A 22,322-nucleotide genomic window follows, 5' to 3' on the forward strand; every position below is an offset into this window, starting at 1 on the left:
AAAGCTTGAGGAATCGTGAGAAGCATGATCTCACCTGAAAGGGCTGCAACCTTTCGGGATCATGTTTCGAGCCAGCGTTTTCCCGTAGTATCGGCAAATCGATTTGGGAAACCCGCGCTGGCAGGGCTGGCGCGGGTTTTTCGTGTGGAACACATGGGCAACGAAGCAGACAAGAATAACCAGATGCTCTCCGCCGATGGCCTTGCGGCACTTGTGCAGTTGGTCGCCACCGAAACGCACACACGCATTTCCCGCGCCGACATTGACGGTCGCACCGTCTGGCTCAAGCGCTACAATGTTGACGCGCGACCGCTGCCAAAGACCCTTCATGCGTGGATATCGCCAATTCTGCCGGTTTTTCTGCGATCCTCCCCGCTGGTCGGGGTGTCGGGTGCGATAGAGCGTGAAACGCGCAAGATGGGATCGTTCCGCGCCGCCGGCTTTCCGATAGCCGAGATCGTGTTTCGCAACGCGCAGGTGTTGGTTTTGTCGGACATGGGGGAAGTCGCCCAAAAGGCACTTGACCGATTGAGGGTCAGCGACATGTCAACTCATGATGCGATTCTCGTTGATCTCGCAAAACACTGGGTGAAGTTCACGCTGCCGGACTTTGCCACGGCAGGCCGCATCCTCGCGATATGATCTCCAGCGACGGCCGCTGGGGCTTCATTGACTTCGAAGAAGAACCGGAGGCCGTCATGCCGCTCGCCATGGCACAGGCACGGGATGTGTGGCTCATGTTCCTGCAAATTTCCAGCCGCGCTGAGGGCCGCGAAATCGAAGCGCGGGCGTTTTCGGCTTACTGCCGGGTTGCGCCTGCAAATGTATTTACGCCATTGCGAAAAATCGTCGGTTCCATGGCCTCCATCATCGCGCCCCTCGGCCTTGTACCGACTAGCCTTGTAGGCAAGGATGGGCAACGCATGATGAAAGCCACGACATTCCTGAAACGTGCCCTGACCGACGCGGCATCCGATATATCCATGGCAGGCACCAGCACTCCCATGGCTGACCGAGAAAGACCAAGAGGACGATCATGACAGAAATCGATCAGCTCGAGCGGTCGCTCACTGACGCTGCTGCCAATGCGATGGACGAGGCCGCAATCGAGGCGCTGCGGGTGGCGGCGCTTGGCAAGAAGGGTTCGATCTCCGAAATGCTGAAAACGCTCGGGGCGATGAGCCCCGAGGAGCGTCAGGTCAAGGGGCCGGCCATCAACGGACTCAAGGCTCGGGTCACCGAGGCTTTGGCCGTTCGCAAGGCGGTGCTGAAGGATGTGGCCATTGCAGCGCGTCTTGCCGCCGAGACCATTGACGTCACGCTGCCGGTTCGCCAATCGCCAGCCGAACGTGGCCGCATTCATCCTATCAGTCAGGTCATTGACGAGATCGCAGCGATCTTCGGTGATCTCGGGTTCGCCATTGCCGAAGGCCCGGACATCGAGACCGATCATTACAATTTCACAGCGCTGAATTTCCCTGACGGCCATCCGGCTCGCGAAATGCATGACACGTTTTTCTTCCAGCCGGACAGTGAAGGCGCGCGCAAGGTGCTGCGTACCCACACCTCGCCAGTGCAAATCCGCACTATGGAAGTCCAACAACCACCGATCCGCATCGTCATTCCGGGCAAGACCTACCGGCAAGACAGCGACGCCACCCACTCGCCGATGTTCCATCAGCTTGAAGGGCTGGTGATCGACAAATCCGCCAATGTCGCCAACATGAAATGGGTGCTGGAAGAATTCTGCAAGGCATTTTTCGAGGTCGCATCGGTCAAGATGCGCTTTCGTCCATCCTATTTCCCGTTCACCGAACCCAGCCTCGAGGTCGACATTCAATGCGACCGCTCGCGATCTGGTGAAGTGCGCTTCGGAGAAGGCTCCGACTGGATGGAAATTCTGGGCTGCGGCATGGTGCATCCCAATGTGCTGCGCCATGGCGGCCTTGATCCGAACATCTATCAGGGCTTTGCGTGGGGTATCGGCATCGACCGCATCGCCATGTTGAAATATGGCATGCCGGACCTGCGTGCCTTCTTCGATGCGGATGTGCGCTGGCTTTCACATTACGGGTTCCGACCACTCGATATGCCGACTCTGTTCGGTGGGTTGAGCGGCCAGTCTTGAGGAGAAAATCATGAAATTCACTCTCTCCTGGCTCAAGGAACACCTTGAAACCGATGCCTCGCTCGATGAAATCGTCGAGCGGCTGACCGCGATTGGCCTTGAGGTCGAACACGTTGACGACAAGGCGGCGCTAAAGCCTTTCGTCATCGCCAAAGTGCTCACCGCCGTACAGCATCCAGATGCCGACCGGCTGCGCGTGCTGAGCGTCGATACCGGCGACGGCAAAGAGCCGGTGCAGGTGGTATGCGGCGCACCCAATGCACGCGCTGGTCTGGTTGGTGCTTTTGCCGCGCCCGGTGCCTATGTTCCCGGCATCGATGTGACACTCTCAATTGGCAAGATCCGAGGTGTCGAGAGCCACGGGATGATGTGCTCGGAGCGTGAGCTTGAACTTTCCAACGAACATGACGGCATTATCGATCTTCCAACTGACGCGCCCGTCGGCACCAGTTTCGCCACTTACGCCCATCTTGACGACCCGGTAATCGACATCAACCTGACGCCAAATCGCCCCGACGCGACTGGGGTGCACGGCATCGCGCGCGATCTCGCCGCAGCGGGCCTTGGCACTTTGAAGGCCATGAAGGTGGAGCCTGTTGCGGGCAAGGGCGAATGCCCGGTTAAGGTGAGCATAGAAGCGCCAGAACTTTGCCCCGGTTTCGCGCTTCGTCTCGTGCGCGGCCTGACAAATGGCGCTTCGCCGAAGTGGATGCAGCAACGCTTGATTGCTATCGGCCTTCGTCCGATCAATGCACTGGTCGATATCACCAATTACATGACCTTCGATCTTGGCAGGCCGCTGCATGTGTTCGACGCCAACAAGGTGTTGGGCAACCTTGTCGTGCGCCGCGCTAAAGATGATGAAAAGGTGCTGGCGCTCGACGGGCGCGAATATCAGCTCACACCCGAAATATGCATCATCGCGGACCAGAACGGTGTTGAATCCATTGCCGGTGTTATGGGTGGCGAACATTCCGGTTGCGATGAAAACACGACCGACGTGCTGATCGAATCGGCCCTTTGGGAACCGCTCAATATTGCCCGTACCGGGCGCGCGCTTGGCATCATTACTGATGCTCGCTACCGCTTCGAGCGCGGGGTCGATCCTGAATTCATGGTGCCGGGGCTTGAACTGGCAACCAAGCTTGTTGTCGATCTTTGCGGCGGCGAACCGACCGCGAGCGAAGTGGTCGGCTATGGTGACCACACACCAAAAATCGTGTCGTTCCCGCTATCGGAAGTGAAGCGGCTGACGGGCCTCGAGGTCAACGATGCAGAGAGCCTCGACATTCTGACGCGCCTTGGTTTCTCGCCCACCGGAGCGGGTGAGACTATCGATGTCGGCGTGCCGTCATGGCGGCCCGATGTTGATGGCAAGGCAGATCTGGTCGAAGAAGTTATGCGCATCCACGGCGTTGATGAAATCGTGTCGCAGCCACTCACCAGTCATGACGCTGTCAACGGCAAGATCCTCACCGCGCTGCAATTGCGTACCCGCGCAGCACGGCGCGCGCTTGCCGTGCGTGGCATGATGGAGGCTGTCAACTGGTCGTTCATTCCAGCCAAACATGCCGAACTTTTCGGTGGCGGCCAGCCGGCCTTAAAACTCGCCAATCCGATTGCCGCTGACATGTCCGATATGCGACCTTCGCTTTTGCCCGGTCTTCTTGTCGCGGCACAGCGCAATGCCGACAAAGGTATCGGCGATGTTGCGCTATTTGAAGTTTCCGGCACTTATGAAGGCGACAAGCCCGAACAGCAGCGCCGTGTTGCAGCAGGAGTACGGCGCGGGAGCGCCAAGCTGGACGGCTCCGGCCGCCATTGGGCGGGGAATGCCGGACCAGTCGGTGTGTTCGATGCCAAGGCAGATGCGCTTGCCGCGCTGGAAGCCTGTGGAGCGCCGGTTGACCGCGTGCAGATCGAAGCGGGTGGGCCGGACTGGTATCACCCCGGTCGCTCGGGCACGCTCAAGCTTGGCCCGAAAGTTGTGCTCGGCACATTCGGCGAATTTCATCCAAAAACGCTCGAAGAGCTCGATGTTTCAGGGCCGCTTGCCGGATTCGAGGTGTTCATTGACGCTGTTCCGCAGGTAAAGACCAAGCCGACACGTACCAAACCGAGGCTTGACCTTTCCGCTTTCCAAGCCGTGAAACGCGATTTTGCCTTCGTCGTCGAGAAATCCGTGGAAGCGGCAACGCTGACGCGTGCAGCACTTGCCGCCGACAAGAAACTGATCACCGGTGTCAACGTTTTTGACGTATTCGAGGGTGATGCACTTGGCGCGGACAAGAAATCAATTGCCATCGAAGTTTCGATCCAACCGGTCGAAAAGACGCTGACCGACGAAGATTTCGAGGCGTTGGCCAAACGCATCGTCGAAAATGTCGCCAAGCAAACGGGCGGGGTTTTGCGCGGCTAAGCTTGCAGTTGTAGCAGTCCGGCTATAGCGGCTCAGCTTTTGATAGAACCGCCAACCCGCTCTGAGCATTTGTTTTACGCAATTCTGTAAGGAAAACCGCTGAACACTTTTCCTGGAATTGCTCTAGCATACTGGTTCGAGCATGTCCGATCGGCTCGGCTGTCGGAGATTGTAATCCAACGGGAGAATGCGCATGTTTCGCTGGGGAGTTCTGTCGACCGCAAAGATCGGCCGCGAGCATCTTTTGCCGGCCATTGTCGAAGCCGACAATGGTGTTCTGTCGGCGATAGCCAGCCGCGACGCGGCGAAAGCCCGGGCGCTGGCCGACCGCTTTGGCGCGCCCCATGCCTTTGGCTCCTATGAAGCACTGCTGGCTTCCGATGAAGTCGATGGCGTCTACATCCCTTTACCGACCTCGCAGCATGTCGAGTGGACGGCGAAAGCCATCGAGGCGGGCAAGCATGTGCTGGTTGAAAAGCCGCTTGCGCTTGATGCCGAGGCAATCGCCGCGCTGATCGCATTGCGTGACAAGCACAAGGTTCTGGTCTGCGAAGCCTTCATGGTCACCTATCATCCGCAATGGATCAAAGTGCGCGACTTGATAGCGGCGGGCGCGATAGGGCAGCTCAAACATGTGCAAGGCGCTTTTTCCTACTACAATGTCGATCCCGGCAATATGCGCAACAGGCTTGAGCTTGGTGGCGGTGCGTTGCCCGACATCGGTGTCTACCCGACGGTTGCGACGCGCTTTTCCACCAGCAAGGAACCGCTTCGCGTGCAAGCAACAATCGAGCGTGACAAGACATTCGGTACCGATACCTACTCCTCGATCCGCGCCGCTTTCGACGATTTCGAATTGTCCTTCTATCTGTCGACGCAAATGGCCGCGCGTCAGGTGATGGTGTTCCACGGTGACAAAGGCTTCATAGAAGTTGCATCCCCCTTCAATGCGGGGCTCTACGACCATCACCGAATTGAACTGCACAATCAGGCCCATAGCGAGGCGCAAGTCTTCCGCTTTGCCGGTGCGCAGCAATACCTTCTGCAAGTTGAAGCCTTTGCTCGCGCAGCCGCAGGCGGCAAGGATCGCATGTTCACGCTTGAGGACTCGGTGCTCAATCAAAAGGTCATCGACGCCATATATCGTGCGGGCGAAAAGGACGGCTGGGAGGCCGTCTGATCAATTGTCCCGCATCGCGTTACCGGAGCTACCGGTCACTACCATTCTGCCCGAGCTTGGCGCGACGCTCGTCAGGGGCAACAGCGCAGTTCTTGTCGCGCCACCCGGTGCCGGCAAGACAACGCTTGTACCATTATCGCTGCTCGATGCGCCTTGGTTGGATGATGGCAAGATCGTCCTGCTGGAGCCACGCCGGTTGGCTGCGCGTTCTGCGGCGCGGCGCATGGCCTCACTGCTTGGCGAGGAGATAGGAGACAGCGTCGGTTACGCCATGCGTATGGACAACCGGACCTCGGAACAAACGCGCATCCTTGTCGTTACCGAAGGCGTTCTGGCACGCATGATTCTCGATGACCCGGAACTCACAGGCGTCTCGGCGCTGATCTTCGACGAGTTTCACGAACGCTCACTTGACGGCGATTTTGCACTGGCTCTGGCACTTGATGTGCAAGGTGCATTGCGACCCGATTTGCGCCTTCTGATGATGTCAGCGACCCTCGATGGCGCGCGTGTTGCCGATCTTCTGCACAGTGCACCGGTGATCGAGAGCGAGGGCCGCGCCTTCCCTGTTGACATCCGCTACCAGGAGCGGCCTGCCGGTACCACCATTGAAGATGCAATGGCAGTAGCCATTCGTGCAGCCCTTGCCAGCGAGAGCGGCAGCCTGCTTGCCTTCCTGCCGGGCCAGCGCGAGATTGAACGCACCGCCGAGCGGCTGGAAGGGCGCGTGGGTTCGCATACCGATATCGTGCGCCTCTACGGCCTGATGGACGCCAAGGCGCAGGATGCGGCCATCAATCCATCTCCCGAGGGGCGACGTAAAATTGTACTGGCTACATCCATTGCGGAAACCTCAATCACCATTGACGGCGTGCGCGTGGTCATCGACAGCGGCTTGTCGCGCTTGCCGCGCTATGAGCCAGCAAGCGGGTTGACGCGGCTGGAAACCGTACGCGTTTCGCGTGCCTCGGCCAACCAGAGAGCGGGGCGCGCCGGGCGCACGCAGCCCGGCATTGCCATCAGGCTCTGGCGTGCCGAACAGACGGCATCGTTGCCTGCCTTTACACCGCCAGAAATTCTCGAGGCCGATCTATCAAGACTGGTGCTCGACTGTGCCGCCTTCGGTGTCGCAGATCCCGCAAGCCTTGCCTTTCTCGATCCCCCGCCGGAACCAGCCATGAAAGAGGCGCAGACGCTGCTTCTGGGACTGGACGCCATTGATCAATCCGGCCGCCTGACCGAATCGGGCGAGGCCATGCGTAAACTGGCGCTGCCGGTTCGACTGGCTCATATGGTGGCCGAAGCGGCGAAGCAGGGTTCGGCGGAAAAAGCTGCACAACTTGCCGTTCTTATGACCGAGCGCGGTCTTTGCGGCGACAGCGTCGATCTTGAGCGGCGCTTGGTGCGGTTCCAGACAGAACGGACGCCGCGCGCAACCACTGCAAGGCAACTTGTACAACGGCTGGTTCGCGCAACGCCCATTGCTGGCGAAACCACCGATGACAATACATCTCCCGGTGCACTCCTTATACATGCCTGGCCGGACAGGGTTGCCAAGGCGCGCGGCGGACGCGGCCGGTTCGTGCTTGCCAATGGCTCAGGTGCCGTACTCGTCCCTACCGATCCGCTGGCAGGCGAGCCGTTTCTCGTCGTTGCCGATCTGCAAGGCAAGGCACAGAATGCGCGTATAACCGCTGCCGCCTCTGTCACCGAGGTTGATATCCGCGCGACACTTGCACACCACATCGAGACGCGCCGTGACACGACTTTCGATGTCGCCAAACTGGCTGTGCGTGTGCGCGAGCAAAGCCGGCTCGGTTCCATCGGCCTTTCCCAACACATGCTGCCGGCTCCGACCGGTGCGGAGGCGGACCTTGCGGTTATCGACGCCGTGCGCCAGCATGGATTGGCGCTGCTGCCATGGAGCAAGGATGGCGAGACGCTGCGCCAGCGTTTGTCATGGTTGCATCGCGGTCTTGGTGCTCCGTGGCCAGACGTTTCCGACGCATATTTGACGGCTCAACTCGAAGACTGGCTGCTGCCCTTCCTTCCAGGTGTGGCGTCATTTTCGGCCATCGAAGCTGGCGTACTTTCAGCCGGTTTGCTATCGCTCGTACCATACGATCTGCAACATCAGGCTGACGCCCTTGCGCCGACACATTTCGAGGCGCCGTCAGGTAGCCGCGTGCCAATCCGTTACGAAGGCGAAGAGCCGGTTTTGGCCATCCGAGTCCAAGAATTGTTTGGCCTTGAGCGCCATCCCTCAATCGCAAAAGGTACAGTGGCGCTGACGCTTGAGCTTCTGTCGCCCGCGCATCGCCCGATCCAGACGACGCGTGACCTGCCCGGCTTCTGGCGCGGTTCGTGGGCCGATGTCCGTGCCGACATGCGTGGCCGCTATCCGAAACATGTGTGGCCGGAAAATCCGCTCTTGGCCACAGCTACGAGCCGCGCCAAGCCACGCGGCTCATGAGAGCAAAGCAGATCGCATCGGCAGGCCGCCGTCCCTGTGGAATTGCCCTGACAGGGCGTTGGTTGTAAAGGCTCGGCGATGATTAGCGACTTGCACTCCCCTGACCTGCAACAGAGCCACAAGCTGCGCCTCAATACGTTGATTCGCCTGCGCTGGCTGGCCATTGTTGGGCAAAGCATTGCCGTGATCGTCGTGGCCTATTGGCTGGAGTTCCCGATGCCGGTGAGCCTGTGCTTTGCACTGATTGCCGGTTCGGGTTGGCTGAACCTGATCCTTACTTTCCGCTTCCCGGCTGCCCACCGGCTGCAGCCATTGGCAGCGATGGGCATTCTCATCTTCGACAGTCTGCAACTTGCCGGTCTGCTCTACATGACGGGCGGTCTTACCAATCCGTTTTCGCTTCTGATGACGGTTCCCGTCGTTATCTCCGCAACATCGCTGCCATTGCGGCTAACTGCTTTTCTGGGCGCATTGGTGATGATTGCCGCAACATTGCTGGCGTTCTTCCACTTGCCGCTGCCGTGGGAACAAGGCACGGGCCTCGAAATGCCGTTCATCTATGTCGCGGGCGTGTGGATGGCAGTCCTGTCATCCATTGCCTTCACGGGTATTTATGCCTTTCGTGTCGCCGAGGAAGCGCGGCTTCTTGCCAATGCACTGGCGGCGACCGAACTGGTGCTCCAGCGCGAACAACACCTGTCGGCGCTCGACGGTCTGGCGGCTGCGGCAGCACATGAACTTGGCACACCGCTTGCCACCATTACTTTGGTGGTCAAGGAAATGGAAAGGGCGCTGGGAAACGACCCCAAATTTCATGATGACGTCACACTCCTGCGCTCGCAGAGCGAACGCTGCCGCGAGATCCTCAAGCGGCTGACCAGTCTGTCATCGGAAGGCGAGCCGCTGCTTGCCCAACTGCCCTTGACCTCACTGGTTGAGGAAGTCATCGCGCCGCATCGTGATTTTGGTATCTCGATCAAACTCTTGCCCGGCGAACGCATCGGCCCGGAACCTGTCGGTCAACGCAATCCCGGTGTTATCTACGGCCTTGGGAATCTGATCGAAAATGCCGTCGATTTCGCACAATCAAACGTTAGAGTAAGCTGGAGCTGGAACGACGATACCGTTGTCTTCTCGATCACCGACGACGGGCCGGGCTTTCCGGCGGAAACCATCGACCGAATTGGCGAGCCCTACATGTCAACGAGACAGGGTTCCGAACCGGGTGGAGGGCTGGGGCTTGGCCTGTTTATCGCCAAGACACTCCTAGAACGATCGGGAGCCACGCTCGAATTCTACAATGCGAGCGAGCCGGGTGAGGGTGCTGTGGCGCGAATTCAGTGGCCGCGAAGCTCTTTTGTCCACACGTTTGGGGCAACGTCTGCCCTGCTTGACAGGGTGTAAAATTGGACAGAGACATTCAACATCTATATCTGCATGAAAACTCATATGGATATGAAAATAGCGGGCTAAGGACTTACAGATCATGACCGGCGAAGATGCCACTGGCAGCATGGTAACAGGTGACGACACAACCCTCCTCATCGTGGAAGACGACAGACCGTTTCTGACCCGTCTGGCTCGCGCGATGGAAACGCGTGGATTTGTCGTGGAAACAGCTGAGAGCGTCGAGGAAGCTATTGGCAAGGCGCGCGCCAATCCGCCCGCCTATGCGGTGGTCGATATGCGGCTGGGGGATGGCAACGGCCTCGATGTGGTCGCCGCGATCCGGGAAAAGCGTGAAGATGCGCGCGCCGTTATCCTCACCGGCTATGGCAATATTGCGACTGCCGTGACAGCCGTGAAGCTTGGCGCCATCGACTATCTGTCAAAGCCGGCCGATGCCGACGATGTTTTTGCCGCGCTGACCAGTGCCAGCGGAGAACGTGCAGCACCTCCCGAAAATCCAATGTCGGCTGATCGTGTACGATGGGAACATATTCAGCGCGTCTACGAGATGTGCGAACGCAATGTTTCGGAGACTGCGCGCAGGCTCAATATGCATCGACGGACCTTGCAACGCATTCTGGCAAAACGCGCACCGCGCTGAGCATTCCCCGCACGTACTTGCGGTACTGGCTGCGACTGCATATCTGACAAGCTTCGTTATATTCCTTGCAAGGAGTTCGCATGCAGCCAGCAAGACGGCGACCGATCTCGATCTTCCGCGAATTTCTCGACAGCGAGGCGTCGGGCGGGATCGTCCTCATGGTGGCGGCCGCGCTAGCGTTGATCATTGCAAACTCACCATTGGCGGATGACTATTTTTCCGCACTCCATGCCTATCTGGGGCCACTCAGCGTCTCGCACTGGATCAATGACGGACTGATGGCCGTTTTCTTCCTGTTGGTTGGGTTGGAAATCAAACGTGAAGTGCTTGATGGGCAACTTTCCACCTGGCCGCGCCGTGTGTTGCCCGGTGTTGCCGCATTGGGTGGCATGGTTGTTCCCGCGCTGGTTTACGTCGTGATCAATCGTGATAATTCAGCCGCATTGTCCGGCTGGGCAATCCCGACCGCGACCGACATCGCCTTTGCACTCGGCGTGCTTTCTCTACTCGGCAACCGCGTTCCTGCCGCGCTGAAGGTCTTTCTCACCGCGCTCGCCATCATCGACGATCTGGGTGCCGTCATCATCATCGCCATCTTCTACACCAGCGATCTGTCACTCGCCTATCTCGGCGCGGCTTTCGCGGTCATTGCCCTCCTTGTCATTCTCAACCGCATGGGTGTTCTGTCGCTTACGCCTTATGTCGTACTTGGTGCGGTTTTGTGGTTTCTGGTGTTGAAGTCGGGGGTCCATGCCACGCTTGCTGGGGTGGCGCTTGCGCTCACGATACCGCTGCGCATCACTCCGGGTATTGCGCATGATCTCGACCATTCGCCCCTTCACCAACTCGAACACGCATTGCACAAGGTGGTGGCGTTCGTGATCATTCCGATCTTCGGCTTTGCCAATGCTGGTGTCGCCTTGACCGGGCTGACGCCGGCCGCGCTGGTCGAGCCTTTGACGCTTGGTGTCACGGCGGGGTTGGTCGTTGGCAAACTCGCCGGCGTGTTCGGCACATCGGCGCTGGCCATCAAGCTCAACCTTGCAGATATGCCGGCCAACGCAAACTGGGCGCACATGGTCGGTATCTCGCTTCTGTGCGGCATCGGCTTTACCATGAGCCTGTTCATTGGCCTGCTCGCCTTTGGCAACGATCAATCGCTGCAGGATGCGGTCAAGGTCGGTATTCTCGCGGGCTCCTTCATCGCGGCCATTCTTGGAGCAGCGGTACTCATGATGGCACCCCTGCCGGGCCACGCCACGAATGATGATTGCGAAGACTAAGGACGAGGTCTATTCGCTCTCGCCATCTATTGCCGGCACCGCCACGCCAGCCAGATCGGCTGCCATGAGGCGGGACGCTCCAGTGCGCGCGATCCTCAGCATCAAGGCTTTGCGGGTTGCGGCAGCCATTCGGTGTTCTGGTGCCTCACGCATGATCTCGCCGTCATAGCCGTCGGACAGAATGAAGCCGCACTCATTTGGAAAAATGTCGGAAGGAACACCGGGATGCGTCGCGAAGAAGAAGCGGTCGCAGTGCAGACGATAGTCCGGCCATTTGCGGTCGATTTTGAAATCCTCGATCGAGGATTTGATTTCGATAATCCAGATGTCACCCCGCCTGGTCAACGCAACCAGATCGGCGCGACGGCCTGTGGCCAGCGAAAGCTCGGGCAGAACATGGATGTTCATCTTCGCCATTAGCCGCTGCACACCGCGGCGCACCAACAAGGCTCGCTCTGACTGGCGACCATCAATCAAGGGATTGGAAGGAATCGGTGAGACAATAGGCATACCCCATCATGCCAGTTTTAATTCACAGAATGAACGGGGTTGGCTATTTCCAAAACAGAATTGACGAGCTTCTCGGCTCGCCAGTCCCCAAATCCAACGGGTCTGAGATTACTTCAGGCCGATACTAGAAAGGCTTAATTTGCACCGCCGTACCGGTTCCCTATCTGAATTTATGTGAAATCACGGAAATCAAGTGAAACTGTCCAGGTGCGTTCTCCCGCGTTTATCTGGCAGAGCCCAAACGCAACAAAGTGGAACGATCACGCTCCGAAGCCTGAAGTTTCGAGCGGACACGCATCAGGTCCTTCCATCCGATATAGCCAACCAGCTTTGAATCGTCGCGCGATATGACGGGCAGATGGGAGACGTTGGCGGCAAGCAGTTTGTCTGACAGGGATTCGAGATATTCGTCTGGGTAGGCGACCATGATCCTGGTTCCATCCAGCAAGACACCCAGAGTGGTGGTGCGATGCTTGCCTGCCCTGCGCCAGCGAAGAATCGTCGGCGGATCAATGAGGCCGAGCACATGTCCATTGCCGTCAACGACGGGAAAACTCGGGTGGCGTGTCTGGGGCGAGGTCAGGAAAGCAGCCGTTTGATGCAGCGTCATCGTATCCGGCACCGTCTCCACTTCCCGTGTCATGACCTCGCTCACCCGCGCCAAAGCGAACGGATCGACTTGGTATTCGCGCACGATATGGTGGCCGCGCCTGGCAATCTTTTCGGTCAGGACCGATCGTTTCATCAAGAGTACTGTTATCGCATATGCTGCTGCGCAGGCTGCGATCAACGGCAGCAGAACATGCGTGTCGCCGGTCAGTTCCACCGCGAAGAAGGTGGCGGTAAGCGGCGCACGCATCGTGCCGCCCATTGTCGCTGCCATCGCCAGAAGTGCCCACAGGCCGGGATCGGCGGCGGGCAGAATACCAGACAACATCGCCCCCATGGCACCGCCCATGATGAGGAGAGGTGCCAGCACGCCTCCAGAAGTGCCCGAACCAAGCGCGATCGACCAGATCACGGCCTTGACCGCAAGCAGAATCAGAGCTGCCGTGGCAAGCGTATGACCTTCGAGCAGGCGGGAGATGTTGTCGTAGCCAACCCCCAATGCATCGGGTTCGATCAGGCCGCCAATGCCAACGATCAGCCCCCGATCATTGGCCACCACATCCAGTGGATCGGCAGTTTTTCAAAAGCATCCTCACAGGCATAGACCAGTTGTGTCAGCAGCGCCGCCAGCAGGCCAGCAGCGATACCGATGCAAACCCATCCGCCAAGAGCGGAAAGCGTGACGTTCATGCTCCCCTGAAATGGAAAGAGAGGAGCTGACATATGCAGGAGTGTACGTTCCACCTCGGCAACTATTGCCGCTACCGTAATCGGGATGAAGCTACGTGGCGTCCATTCGAAGAGCAGCAACTCGACCGCCAGCATGATCGAGGCAATCGGTGTTCCGAACACGGTTGTCATCCCCGCGACCGCACCGGCAACAAGCAGAGTTTTACGCTCATTGTCGCTGACCGGCAGCATTTGCGCGATGAGCGAACCGATGGCGCCGCCCGTCATGATGATCGGTCCTTCCGCACCGAACGGCCCGCCTGTGCCAATCGAGATGGCCGACGAGAGCGGCTTCAGCACCGCGACTTTGGCATCAATCCGAGAGCGCCCGAGCAAAATCGCCTCGATGGCTTCAGGGATGCCGTGGCCGCGGATTTTTTCACTGCCGAAACGGGCCATGAGACCGATGATCAGCGCCCCGATAGCTGGAACGAATATGACGAAATAGCCGAAAGGACTATCACCAGGCTTCAGTGAAACTGTGCTGAATTGACCGAAATATGCTATGTTTGTTGCAAGCTGGATCAGTTTCAGAAGGCCGATGCCGGCCAGAAGTGCCGCAGTTGCAACCACGACTGCTATCGCACAAATGACAAGTACGCGGGAATCTGTGGTAAAATCGCCGAGACGGCGATGCTTGGCATCGCTGGATTTCATATTTAAGTCTGCTCACTGCTGGAAAGATGCAATCGAGGTCGATAAGCGCCTCGAATTGGCTATGTATCGTATAACGATATAAATACTCAAGAGCCTTCTTGACGAAATGGGAATGAGCAGATGACGGATAAACGGCAACGAACAGCGAGGTCGGAAGAAGCCTTGGGCAAGATTCGGCTATCCGACTATCAAAAGCTTTCCGAGTTCCGCTATCTTATCCGGTGTTTCCTTGACTTCAGTAAGGAGAAAGCGCGCGCGGCGGGTCTTACCCCGCGCCAGCATCAGGCGATACTGGCCATCAAGGGATTTACGCAAGACAGACCGGTCGCCGTCAGTGATCTCGCCGAGCGACTGTGCATTCGCCATCATAGTGCTGTCGAACTGGTTGATCGGCTTTGCGAGTCCGGGCTGGTGAAGAGAGATCAGGATATTGACGATCATCGACGGGTTTTTCTTCGGCTGACCGACAAAGCGGAAGAACATTTGGAAGGATTGTCGGCCGCCCATCTGGATGAGATTGCCCGCATTGAGCCGATGTTGAAGCAACTACTCGACCGCGAGCACCAGGGTTGAGATGCGGCGCGATCATTGTGCCCGTTGAATCATGCCAAAAAGATCGCGTGGGTCATCAGGATCGGCGATCATATCCAGTTCCACAAAGTGGCCTGTATGTTGCAACTGGTCGCGGACATAACGAAGGGCCGAGAAATCTTCGGTCGCAAATCCGACACTGTCAAAAAGCGTGATCTGGCTGGTGCTTTTGCGCCCCGGGTTTTCCCCTGCAATGACGCGCCAAAGTTCGGTGACGGGAAAATCTTCGTCCAGTTGCTGTATCTCGCCCTCAATGCGCGTTTGTGGCGGATACTCAACGAAAATATCCGAGCGAAGCAGAATGTCTTTATGCAGTTCCGTCTTTCCGGGGCAATCACCACCGATTGCGTTGATGTGAATACCTGCGCCGATCATATTATCGGTCAATATGGTCGCATATTGCTTGTCGGCCGTGCAGGTGGTGATGATGTGAGCTCCGTTCACAGCGTCCTGCGATGAATTGCAGGAAATGATTTCCAATCCGCTGTCAGCAAGGTTTCTTGCGGCCTTTTGCGTAGCATCACTGTCGATATCATAGAGGCGAACAGTTTTGATGCCGACCAATTCCTGGAAAGCCAAAGCCTGAAATTCGCATTGCGCGCCATTTCCGATCATCGCCATCACGCTTGCGTCTTTCGGTGCCAGATATTTGGCGGCAACCGCAGAAGTGGCGGCTGTACGCAAAGCCGTTAAAATGGTCATTTCCGAAAACAGGACGGGATAACCATTGTCGACACGGGCGAGAACGCCAAAGGCAGTTACGGTCTGAAAGCCTCTGGCCATATTTGCCGGATGACCATTGACATATTTGAACCCGTATGTGTCGCCATCACTGGTGGGCATGAGTTCTATCACACCCTCTTTCGAGTGGGCGGCAACACGAGGGGTTTTGTCAAAAAGTTCCCACCGCAAGAAGTCAGACTCAATATAGGTGCCAATCTCCGCGATCATTTTCGCCGCACCTATCGTATTGACGATTTTCATCATGTTCTCGACGCTGACAAAGGGAACCAGAGCGAGACGCGAGGGCGCAGGATTTTTAATCATTGCTTTTCCAGTTTACGGGTTCGACGCTTAAAGCGCATCGCGTCTAAAGGGATTTATGCAGGGTGCTTTAAGCCATTGTTTTTGTGGATGTCGTTGCTCCAAAGGAACTATCCCAAGGGCTGGCATCCTGACCATCAGTAACTCCGTGTTGGCCGGTCGAGCACTTTGCGGCCCAGAAGGCTGGCGCACAGATCGACCATCAACATCGCAGTGCGTCCACGCTCATCCAGAAATGGATTGAGTTCCACAAGATCAAGTGACGTCACCAATCTGCTTTCGCACAACATCTCCATGATAAGATGGGCTTCGCGGAATGTTGCACCGCCGGGAACCATTGTGCCTACACCCGGCGCGATCGCGGGTTCGAGAAAATCGACATCAAGGCTTACATGCAACGCGCCATTGGCTGCTTTCACCCGACTCAGGAAAGTCCGAAGCGGTGCCACTACACCGTGTTCATCCAGATAGCGCATATCATGTACGCAGATGCCGTTTCTTGCCAGTGCATGGTTTTCCGCGGCATCGACCGAACGTATGCCAAGCATGCAGACGTTTTCCGGCTTAACGGCTGCCTTAAGAGGTGGGTAGGTGCCGGTGAAGCCATCCTGGCCGGTGAAATAAGCGACTGGTGTTCCATGCAGATTGCCACTGGACGTTGTGTCAAGGGTATGGATATCAGGATGCGCATCGAGCCACAGGACAAATTGCTCGCGCTTGTTCTCGCTCGAATATCTGGTAACGCCAGGCACAGTTCCAACGGACAGGCTATGATCGCCGCCCAGGAAGATCGGAAAATCAGAGTTTTTGGCGGCGTCGTAGGCGGCCTCTTCCAATGCCACAGCCCAACCAATTGTTTCACCGAGATCATGAATCGCCGTGTTTGAATGTTGAGCCGTCTCGACCGGCCTCGGCGCAACATTTCCCACATCCACGACCTGGTGCCCGAGTTGATGGATGGCCGCCGCCAATCCAGCGGTACGAAAGGCTTCGGGCCCCATGATACAGCCCGCCTGGCTGGCACCGGACTGCACCGGCGCACCAATCAACGTGCAATTCAATGTCATGCCTAACCTTTCCTGTGCGAAATGAGCTTCAACATGGCCAAAACCGGTCAAATCATATAGTCAGTAAATTGATCAATTTACTCAATACTTTGATCAAATTGACTGCCCAAGAACGCAATTTGATAAAGCGCGAGCCGATGCCGGAAATTTCTTCATTTGAGCGCAAATTGTTAAGTGCCCTGAAAAAGGATGGGCGTGCCACTGTCACGACCCTTGCAGGTCTGCTGGGCGTATCGCGCGCCACAGTTCAAAGCAGTATGGAGCGTCTGGTTGCCAATGGTGTGATAAAGCGATTCACAATCGATCTTGACGTTGCGGGAGAGCACGACCAAATTCGTGCAGTCACGATGATTGAGCTACAGGGCAATCTCGCACGCACGGTCATCGCGCTCCTCAACAAGATGCCCGCCATTGTCAGCCTCCATACAACCAATGGTGCCTGGGATCTGGTAGCCCAAATAGAGACTGCAAACCTGCGCGAATTTGACCGCGTTCTGGGAGATGTTCGGGCAATTGCGGGCGTGCTGAACAGCGAGACTTGCCTCCTTCTCAACAGGGCATAGTCGCCCAGCGTAGAACCTGCCGATAGCCATGACCTTATTAGAGGGACCGGTCGTTGAGAGGCAGTGAGACGCTTCGCACAAGCCCTGCCCGTGCTTTTAAGTGCTGCGCAGCATTGATAATCAAGCGCCGTGCCCAAGGTTCCAGTGTAACCGCGATAAGCCAGGCCACTGCGGCAAGTGCGCTGACCAGCACCAGAGCGACCAGCCAACGGTTCTCGCCAGTCGCAAAGCGTGTGAAAACGGCATAGCCAATGTGCTGATGCAAAAGATAGAGTGGATAGGTAAGTGCCCCCAAACCGAAAGCGAGGCGCGGTTTGATCGGCAATGCGGGCGCGAGAACGCAAAAGGAAACCGCAGCGAGCGCCAATGGTGCAACCAGGACAACACCGATGAGGTTTCTGTGAACCCCATATGTCTCGATCATCCGTGGCTCTACATGAAGGGTGGCTATGATTGCCCACCCTAGCGCCAGGATTAGAAGACAGGCGGCTCGCTTGTCGAAACAGCGTTGCGCATGGAACAGCACGAGGCCAAAGGCGAAAAACCCCGAATATTCGGTAATCAGGAGTTTGCGCACGGCATCGCTGCCGAGGACGAATTCATTGAGGGCCGACAGCGTGATCCATATCAGAACGGCAACGCGCCAACCTTGCCTGAACCAGCCGCAGAGAAGCAGCACGAAGACCCATCCATAGAAAATGATCTCATAAACGATGGTCCAATAGGCACCGTCCATGAATGGCTGTCCAAGCGCCCGCGAAACGATAACGAACTGCGCTGCCCATTGCATGAAACTTGGGCGCGGGATGCCCGGGACCGGCCAGACAAGCGTGACGAGAGCGGTAATGGTCGCACAGACGACAAATGTCGGCCACAGCCGTGCAAACCGGCCCACCGCAAAATCGAATGTTGAACGGTTATTTGCCGATAGCGCGATTACGTATCCGGAGATGGTGAAGAAAACGACCAACCCTATGTCACCCCACATGGCAACAGGTGCCAATTCCGGAAACCCGACATCTCCCCCTTCCCCGGAGATCGCCATTCTGAAACCGTAGTGAAAGCAAAGCACCATGAGGGCTGAGAAAAGCCGCAGCAGATCAAGATTGGAGAGCCGGGAGTTTGCAGAAGGCATGATCGGTAACAACCCTGCGGGACGATCTTCTGGTCGAGGCGCCAGGCACGCGAAGAACTGGGCGACCCAATTTCGACCGAGGCCCGCACTGGATCACGGTTCACTTAAGATTCCATGACCACGTCCGTTGCGACTGCCGATGCGGTGACGTTTTGCAGGCTCAGAAAAATTGCAGGAGAAGCGATCTCGCTTTTTGATCACGACAATTGAGGATCAAATCGATCCTCAATCATGAACGTGATCGAACCCAACAGTTCAGAACGGCATGCAGGCGCAACACCGCTGCACATTTTTGCTGGAATTGCTCTAGCTACCCTCGACCAGCACGATTTCACCGTCGGCCACCTGCTGGCGGATTGCCACCGCGCGCTGGTATTCCGGCGAATGATAGCACTCGCGAGCGGCCGCCAGCGACTCGAACTCGATGATGACGTTGCGGGCGCGCCCCGGCCCTTCGACGTTCTCATGCTCACCGCCGCGCGCCAGAAATTTTGCGCCAAAGCGTTCAAATGCGGGTTTTGCGGTCGCGACATAATCCTTGTAGCGCTCCGGATCGCGTATATCGACGCGGGCGATCCAGTATCCTTTAGGCATTTCGTATTCTCCATTTATGGATGCGCCTCAAGCTTGGCGCATATCTTCGACAATAGCCTGCGCAGCAGCCCGCCTGTCAACAGCACCGACGATCGGGCGACTGACAACGAGGTGGCTGGACCCATTGCGGATTGCATCGGCAGGTGTCACGACACGTTTCTGGTCGCCGTGATCCGCTCCCTTCGGACGGATGCCGGGCGTCACCACAGCCATATCTGGACCGACAATCTTGCGCACGGCAGCAGCCTCATGGGCAGAGCAGACAATTCCACCCATGCCGGCATGCAATGCCTGTTCGGCACGTCTGAGGACCAGCGTGTGCGGGTCATATTCATAGCCTGCGTCGATGACATCCTGCTCGTCCATGGAGGTCAGGACGGTTACGGCCAACAGGCAAAGATCACTGCCATGTGCTGCCTGAACCGCTGCCCGCATCGCTTTCGGGTAGGCGTGCAGCGTCAGCATTGCAACGCCCATCTTGACGATGTTTTCGACACCCTTGGCCACCGTGTTGTCGATATCGAGCAATTTCATGTCGAGGAAGACGCTGGTTCCGCCGCTGGCGAGTTCGCGGGCGAACTCCAGGCCGCCGGCAAAGGCAAGCTGATAGCCAATCTTGTAGAACGAAACGATGCCTTCAAGATCGCGCACCACCCGTTGCGCATCCCCAACGCTTGGCACGTCGAGGCCAACGATCAAGCGCTTGTTCAATGCGGGGAGTGCGCTCATGGCTCGTTCCTTTTCGACATCATGATCGCGCGCTCAATGAGCGCGCCGACCATAGTATTCATGGCTTGGCGCAACGATTCATCGTGCAATTCGCCATCCTCTGCAAAAGCCTCGCCACCGCGCGGCACCGAGCATTCCGGCACCACGACATCGACACGGCAACGCACCAATATGGAGCGCAGATGACCGATGGCGCGAATACCGGCAAATTGGCCTTGAGAGGATGAACACAGGCCAGCCACCTTGCCCTGAAGCGGCTTCAATGTCCGGTTCCCATCGCGGCGCACGCGGCTGACCCAGTCGATAACGTTTTTGAGCAGAGGAGGAACAGAACCATTGTATTCCGGCGTCGCTATCAGCAAACCGTCATGCATATCGATAAGACGTGCCAGCTTCATGGCGTTGTCGGGGATGCCTTGTTCATTTTCAAGGTTCTGATCCATGATCGGCAAAGGGTAGTCTGCCAACGATATGCGCGTTACCTCAGCCCCCTGCACCGCCAGTACCTTTTGGGCAACATCGGCTGTTTTGCCACTATAGGCGCCATTGCGGATCGAGCCGGCAAGAACGAGTATCCGGGATGTCACAGGCATTGCCTTGCCTCCTCAAGCTGCAGGCATAGGGGCGGCAGGTATAGGCAATGGCGCCTGCAAATCAATGCGCAACGCGTCGATAAATCCAGAGGCGCGTCGGTGGAATATTGCGGATGATGAAGTCGAAATGCTCAACAATGTAGTCACCATGCCCCGCAGGGATGGGTGACATAGGCCCGTATGTGAGTTGCACCACAGGCCGGCCGGCCGGCAGGCGGTCGAGCAGACCGTTGAGATAAGCGACACGCCGGGCAACCGGGAAATTCAATAGGGGCACGCCAGAAATGATCGCGTCAAATATAAGGTCGCGCTTGTCGCCCAGCGTCGTATCGAGATCGAACGCATCGCCTTCAATGACGTTCACACCTGGAAAATTGGCGCGAAGATGGCATGCAAAGTCCGATGAATATTCGATGGTATAGAGATTGTCCGGTTTCACACCGCGCGCCAGGATAGCCTTGGTGATGACCCCGGTTCCCGGCCCAAGTTCAAGCACCGGCAAACCGGAGCCGGTATCGATCACGGAAGCCATGCGCCGGGCGGTGACAGAACTGGTCGGCATGATCGCTCCGACAGCCTTGGGTTTGTCAATCCAGCCTCTGAAGAACTTCAGCTCGTCGTCAAATTTGTCGGCGAGGTGTTTGCGCAGTCCGGACCCTCTTGTCATGCAGATTCTCCCGAGGCTCCCCTGATGCTATCTATCACTAGCATGGCCCAAGACAAGGCTCATACTGGCATAATCTCTTATACACACGGGAAGACACCCTGTGCACAAGAATAATGGCTATCGCTCTTCGCTAAAGGATTCGAAGAAATCCTTCATGCGTGAAAAGAAACCACTGGATTGTGGTGAATTTTCTTTCGACGATAATTGTTCAAACTCTTCAAGAAGTTCGCGTTGGCGGCGCGTCAAGCTCTGCGGCGTCTCGACCGCAGTCTGGATATAGAGATCACCCATCTGCGGTTGGCGAAGAACCGGCATACCCTTGCCCTTCACCCGGAATTGACGGCCATTCTGGGTGCCTTCAGGCACTTTGACGCGCGTTTGCGTACCATCGAGCGTGGCCACCTCGAACGAGCCGCCAAGAGCTGCGGTCGTCATCGAGATTGGCACCTTGCAGTAAAGGTCTGAGCCGTCACGCTGGAAGAACTCATGCGGCTTGACGGAAAGAAAGATGTAAAGGTCGCCTGAGGGCCCGCCACGCAGACCTGCCTCGCCTTCATTGGAAAGCCTGATGCGGGTTCCGTCTTCAATACCGGCAGGAATGTTGACAGACAGCGAGCGTTCTTCAGTCACACGGCCTTGGCCAGCGCATTTCGGGCATGGGTCGTTGATGGTCTGGCCGCGCCCCTGGCATTGCGGACAGGTGCGCTCTATAGAGAAAAAGCCCTGACTGGCGCGCACTTTGCCGTGTCCGGCGCACATGGCACAGGTTGTCGGCTGTGTGCCCGGTTTGGCGCCGGACCCCGAACACTCGGTACATGAGATGGAAGCCGGAACATGGATTTGCGCGGTTTTACCGGCAAACGCCTCTTCGAGCGTGATCTCCATATTGTAGCGTAGATCTGCGCCTCGCTCGCGCCCGCCTGATGAACGCCGGCGTCCGCCACCGCCCATCATATCGCCGAAAATATCTTCAAAAATGTCTGCGAAACCGCCGGCCCCGAAACCTTGCGCCCCGCCATTCATGCCACCGTTTTCGAAGGCGGCATGACCGAAACGGTCGTAGGCGGCCCGCTTCTGCGGGTCCTTCAACGTTTCGTAGGCCTCGTTGATTTCCTTGAATTTATGCTCGCAGGCATCGTCACCGGGATTGCGATCCGGGTGGAATTGCATGGCAAGCTTGCGGAACGCGCTTTTCAGTTCCTTTTCATCGGCACCTTTGCCAACGCCAAGTGTCTCGTAGAAATCGGCCTTCATAGTGTCCCAATGCCCGGATGGTCGACTGGATGTTCAATGTCTTGATG

20 protein-coding genes and 1 pseudogene are annotated in these 22,322 nt (G+C 57.3%); 11 read left to right on the plus strand and 10 right to left on the minus strand.

The features are described from left to right. Window positions 1-24 precede the first annotated feature (24 nt). From AC0L7S_RS06585 to nhaA, 9 genes are all read left to right on the plus strand, one after another. Entirely contained in the window at window positions 25-642 is a 618-nt protein-coding gene (locus tag AC0L7S_RS06585; protein ID WP_473473617.1) for a hypothetical protein, read from the plus strand. Beyond that, complete coding sequence (locus AC0L7S_RS06590) at window positions 639-1,040, plus strand: hypothetical protein (RefSeq protein WP_473473618.1); 402 nt, start codon at window positions 639-641, stop codon at window positions 1,038-1,040. The genes AC0L7S_RS06585 and AC0L7S_RS06590 overlap by 4 nt, the downstream gene beginning before the upstream one ends. Then, window positions 1,037-2,128: a phenylalanine--tRNA ligase subunit alpha gene (pheS, locus tag AC0L7S_RS06595; RefSeq protein ID WP_473473619.1), complete on the plus strand. Its 1,092-nt coding sequence runs from the start codon at window positions 1,037-1,039 to the stop codon at window positions 2,126-2,128. Before AC0L7S_RS06590 ends, pheS begins: the two co-directional genes overlap by 4 nt. A 10-nt stretch (window positions 2,129-2,138) precedes the next feature. After that, window positions 2,139-4,547 (plus strand): phenylalanine--tRNA ligase subunit beta, encoded by a 2,409-nt coding sequence (gene pheT, locus AC0L7S_RS06600; RefSeq protein WP_473473620.1) that lies wholly within the window; start codon window positions 2,139-2,141, stop codon window positions 4,545-4,547. 193 nt (window positions 4,548-4,740) lie between these two features. Then, the gene (locus AC0L7S_RS06605; RefSeq protein ID WP_473473621.1) at window positions 4,741-5,727 is read left to right on the plus strand and encodes a Gfo/Idh/MocA family protein; all 987 of its coding nucleotides are present in this window, start codon (window positions 4,741-4,743) and stop codon (window positions 5,725-5,727) included. Between the two features lie 4 nt (window positions 5,728-5,731). Next, complete coding sequence (hrpB, locus tag AC0L7S_RS06610; protein ID WP_473473622.1) at window positions 5,732-8,200, plus strand: ATP-dependent helicase HrpB; 2,469 nt, start codon at window positions 5,732-5,734, stop codon at window positions 8,198-8,200. 78 nt (window positions 8,201-8,278) lie between these two features. Further along, window positions 8,279-9,604 carry an ActS/PrrB/RegB family redox-sensitive histidine kinase gene (locus tag AC0L7S_RS06615; RefSeq protein ID WP_473473623.1) on the plus strand — a complete coding sequence of 442 codons (1,326 nt, stop codon included), beginning with the start codon at window positions 8,279-8,281 and terminating at the stop codon, window positions 9,602-9,604. A gap of 82 nt (window positions 9,605-9,686) precedes the next feature. Beyond that, complete coding sequence (locus tag AC0L7S_RS06620) at window positions 9,687-10,250, plus strand: ActR/PrrA/RegA family redox response regulator transcription factor (protein WP_473473624.1); 564 nt, start codon at window positions 9,687-9,689, stop codon at window positions 10,248-10,250. Between the two features lie 80 nt (window positions 10,251-10,330). Continuing rightward, on the plus strand, window positions 10,331-11,533 hold the full coding sequence (gene nhaA / locus AC0L7S_RS06625; protein WP_473473625.1) for a Na+/H+ antiporter NhaA: 1,203 nt from the start codon (window positions 10,331-10,333) through the stop codon (window positions 11,531-11,533). Between the two features lie 9 nt (window positions 11,534-11,542). Here the strand turns inward: nhaA and AC0L7S_RS06630 are convergent, their stop codons facing one another. Continuing rightward, entirely contained in the window at window positions 11,543-12,043 is a 501-nt protein-coding gene (locus tag AC0L7S_RS06630; RefSeq protein WP_473473626.1) for an MmcB family DNA repair protein, read from the minus strand. 223 nt (window positions 12,044-12,266) lie between these two features. Next, window positions 12,267-14,038, minus strand: a pseudogene (locus AC0L7S_RS06635) (chloride channel protein). Window positions 14,039-14,158: 120 nt separating this feature from the next. On the opposite strand from AC0L7S_RS06635, the gene AC0L7S_RS06640 reads away from it, so the two are divergent. Further along, window positions 14,159-14,611 carry a MarR family winged helix-turn-helix transcriptional regulator gene (locus AC0L7S_RS06640; protein ID WP_473473627.1) on the plus strand — a complete coding sequence of 151 codons (453 nt, stop codon included), beginning with the start codon at window positions 14,159-14,161 and terminating at the stop codon, window positions 14,609-14,611. A 12-nt stretch (window positions 14,612-14,623) separates the two neighbouring features. Here AC0L7S_RS06640 and AC0L7S_RS06645 read toward each other — a convergent pair whose 3' ends face one another. Both AC0L7S_RS06645 and rocF read right to left on the minus strand, forming a co-directional pair. Next, window positions 14,624-15,673 carry an ornithine cyclodeaminase gene (locus tag AC0L7S_RS06645; RefSeq protein WP_473474200.1) on the minus strand — a complete coding sequence of 350 codons (1,050 nt, stop codon included), beginning with the start codon at window positions 15,671-15,673 and terminating at the stop codon, window positions 14,624-14,626. Between the two features lie 137 nt (window positions 15,674-15,810). Continuing rightward, on the minus strand, window positions 15,811-16,734 hold the full coding sequence (gene rocF, locus AC0L7S_RS06650; RefSeq protein WP_473474201.1) for an arginase: 924 nt from the start codon (window positions 16,732-16,734) through the stop codon (window positions 15,811-15,813). Between the two features lie 143 nt (window positions 16,735-16,877). On the opposite strand from rocF, the gene AC0L7S_RS06655 reads away from it, so the two are divergent. Further along, on the plus strand, window positions 16,878-17,303 hold the full coding sequence (locus AC0L7S_RS06655) for an Lrp/AsnC family transcriptional regulator (RefSeq protein WP_473473628.1): 426 nt from the start codon (window positions 16,878-16,880) through the stop codon (window positions 17,301-17,303). Between the two features lie 37 nt (window positions 17,304-17,340). Here the strand turns inward: AC0L7S_RS06655 and AC0L7S_RS06660 are convergent, their stop codons facing one another. From AC0L7S_RS06660 to dnaJ, 6 genes are all read right to left on the minus strand, one after another. Then, window positions 17,341-18,438, minus strand: coding sequence for an acyltransferase family protein (locus tag AC0L7S_RS06660; RefSeq protein ID WP_473473629.1), 1,098 nt, complete (start codon window positions 18,436-18,438; stop codon window positions 17,341-17,343). Window positions 18,439-18,744: 306 nt separating this feature from the next. Beyond that, a complete protein-coding gene (locus AC0L7S_RS06665) occupies window positions 18,745-19,032 on the minus strand; it encodes a DUF1330 domain-containing protein (protein WP_473473630.1) in 288 nt (95 codons plus the stop codon). Between the two features lie 27 nt (window positions 19,033-19,059). After that, window positions 19,060-19,761, minus strand: coding sequence for an orotidine-5'-phosphate decarboxylase (gene pyrF / locus AC0L7S_RS06670; RefSeq protein ID WP_473473631.1), 702 nt, complete (start codon window positions 19,759-19,761; stop codon window positions 19,060-19,062). Further along, on the minus strand, window positions 19,758-20,354 hold the full coding sequence (locus AC0L7S_RS06675) for an NADPH-dependent FMN reductase (protein ID WP_473473632.1): 597 nt from the start codon (window positions 20,352-20,354) through the stop codon (window positions 19,758-19,760). The genes pyrF and AC0L7S_RS06675 overlap by 4 nt, the downstream gene beginning before the upstream one ends. Before the next feature lie 61 nt (window positions 20,355-20,415). Continuing rightward, complete coding sequence (gene pmtA, locus AC0L7S_RS06680) at window positions 20,416-21,021, minus strand: phospholipid N-methyltransferase PmtA (RefSeq protein ID WP_473473633.1); 606 nt, start codon at window positions 21,019-21,021, stop codon at window positions 20,416-20,418. A 117-nt stretch (window positions 21,022-21,138) separates the two neighbouring features. After that, window positions 21,139-22,275: a molecular chaperone DnaJ gene (gene dnaJ, locus AC0L7S_RS06685; protein WP_473473634.1), complete on the minus strand. Its 1,137-nt coding sequence runs from the start codon at window positions 22,273-22,275 to the stop codon at window positions 21,139-21,141. Window positions 22,276-22,322: the final 47 nt, after the last annotated feature.

The sequence above is a fragment of the Mesorhizobium sp. G2-6-1 genome (assembly GCF_055809095.1).

Bases quoted from the DNA above. Each gene is read 5' to 3' on its own strand.
- pmtA (WP_473473633.1), bottom strand. From the start codon at position 21,021: ATGACAAGAGGGTCCGGACTGCGCAAACACCTCGCCGACAAATTTGAC.
- AC0L7S_RS06640 (WP_473473627.1), top strand. From the start codon at position 14,159: ATGACGGATAAACGGCAACGAACAGCGAGGTCGGAAGAAGCCTTGGGC.
- pheT (WP_473473620.1), top strand. From the start codon at position 2,139: ATGAAATTCACTCTCTCCTGGCTCAAGGAACACCTTGAAACCGATGCC.
- pheS (WP_473473619.1), top strand. From the start codon at position 1,037: ATGACAGAAATCGATCAGCTCGAGCGGTCGCTCACTGACGCTGCTGCC.
- pyrF (WP_473473631.1), bottom strand. From the start codon at position 19,761: ATGAGCGCACTCCCCGCATTGAACAAGCGCTTGATCGTTGGCCTCGAC.
- AC0L7S_RS06665 (WP_473473630.1), bottom strand. From the start codon at position 19,032: ATGCCTAAAGGATACTGGATCGCCCGCGTCGATATACGCGATCCGGAG.
- AC0L7S_RS06630 (WP_473473626.1), bottom strand. From the start codon at position 12,043: ATGCCTATTGTCTCACCGATTCCTTCCAATCCCTTGATTGATGGTCGC.
- AC0L7S_RS06655 (WP_473473628.1), top strand. From the start codon at position 16,878: ATGCCGGAAATTTCTTCATTTGAGCGCAAATTGTTAAGTGCCCTGAAA.
- AC0L7S_RS06605 (WP_473473621.1), top strand. From the start codon at position 4,741: ATGTTTCGCTGGGGAGTTCTGTCGACCGCAAAGATCGGCCGCGAGCAT.
- AC0L7S_RS06590 (WP_473473618.1), top strand. From the start codon at position 639: ATGATCTCCAGCGACGGCCGCTGGGGCTTCATTGACTTCGAAGAAGAA.
- AC0L7S_RS06660 (WP_473473629.1), bottom strand. From the start codon at position 18,438: ATGCCTTCTGCAAACTCCCGGCTCTCCAATCTTGATCTGCTGCGGCTT.
- dnaJ (WP_473473634.1), bottom strand. From the start codon at position 22,275: ATGAAGGCCGATTTCTACGAGACACTTGGCGTTGGCAAAGGTGCCGAT.
- AC0L7S_RS06675 (WP_473473632.1), bottom strand. From the start codon at position 20,354: ATGCCTGTGACATCCCGGATACTCGTTCTTGCCGGCTCGATCCGCAAT.
- AC0L7S_RS06615 (WP_473473623.1), top strand. From the start codon at position 8,279: ATGATTAGCGACTTGCACTCCCCTGACCTGCAACAGAGCCACAAGCTG.
- AC0L7S_RS06585 (WP_473473617.1), top strand. From the start codon at position 25: ATGATCTCACCTGAAAGGGCTGCAACCTTTCGGGATCATGTTTCGAGC.
- nhaA (WP_473473625.1), top strand. From the start codon at position 10,331: ATGCAGCCAGCAAGACGGCGACCGATCTCGATCTTCCGCGAATTTCTC.
- AC0L7S_RS06620 (WP_473473624.1), top strand. From the start codon at position 9,687: ATGACCGGCGAAGATGCCACTGGCAGCATGGTAACAGGTGACGACACA.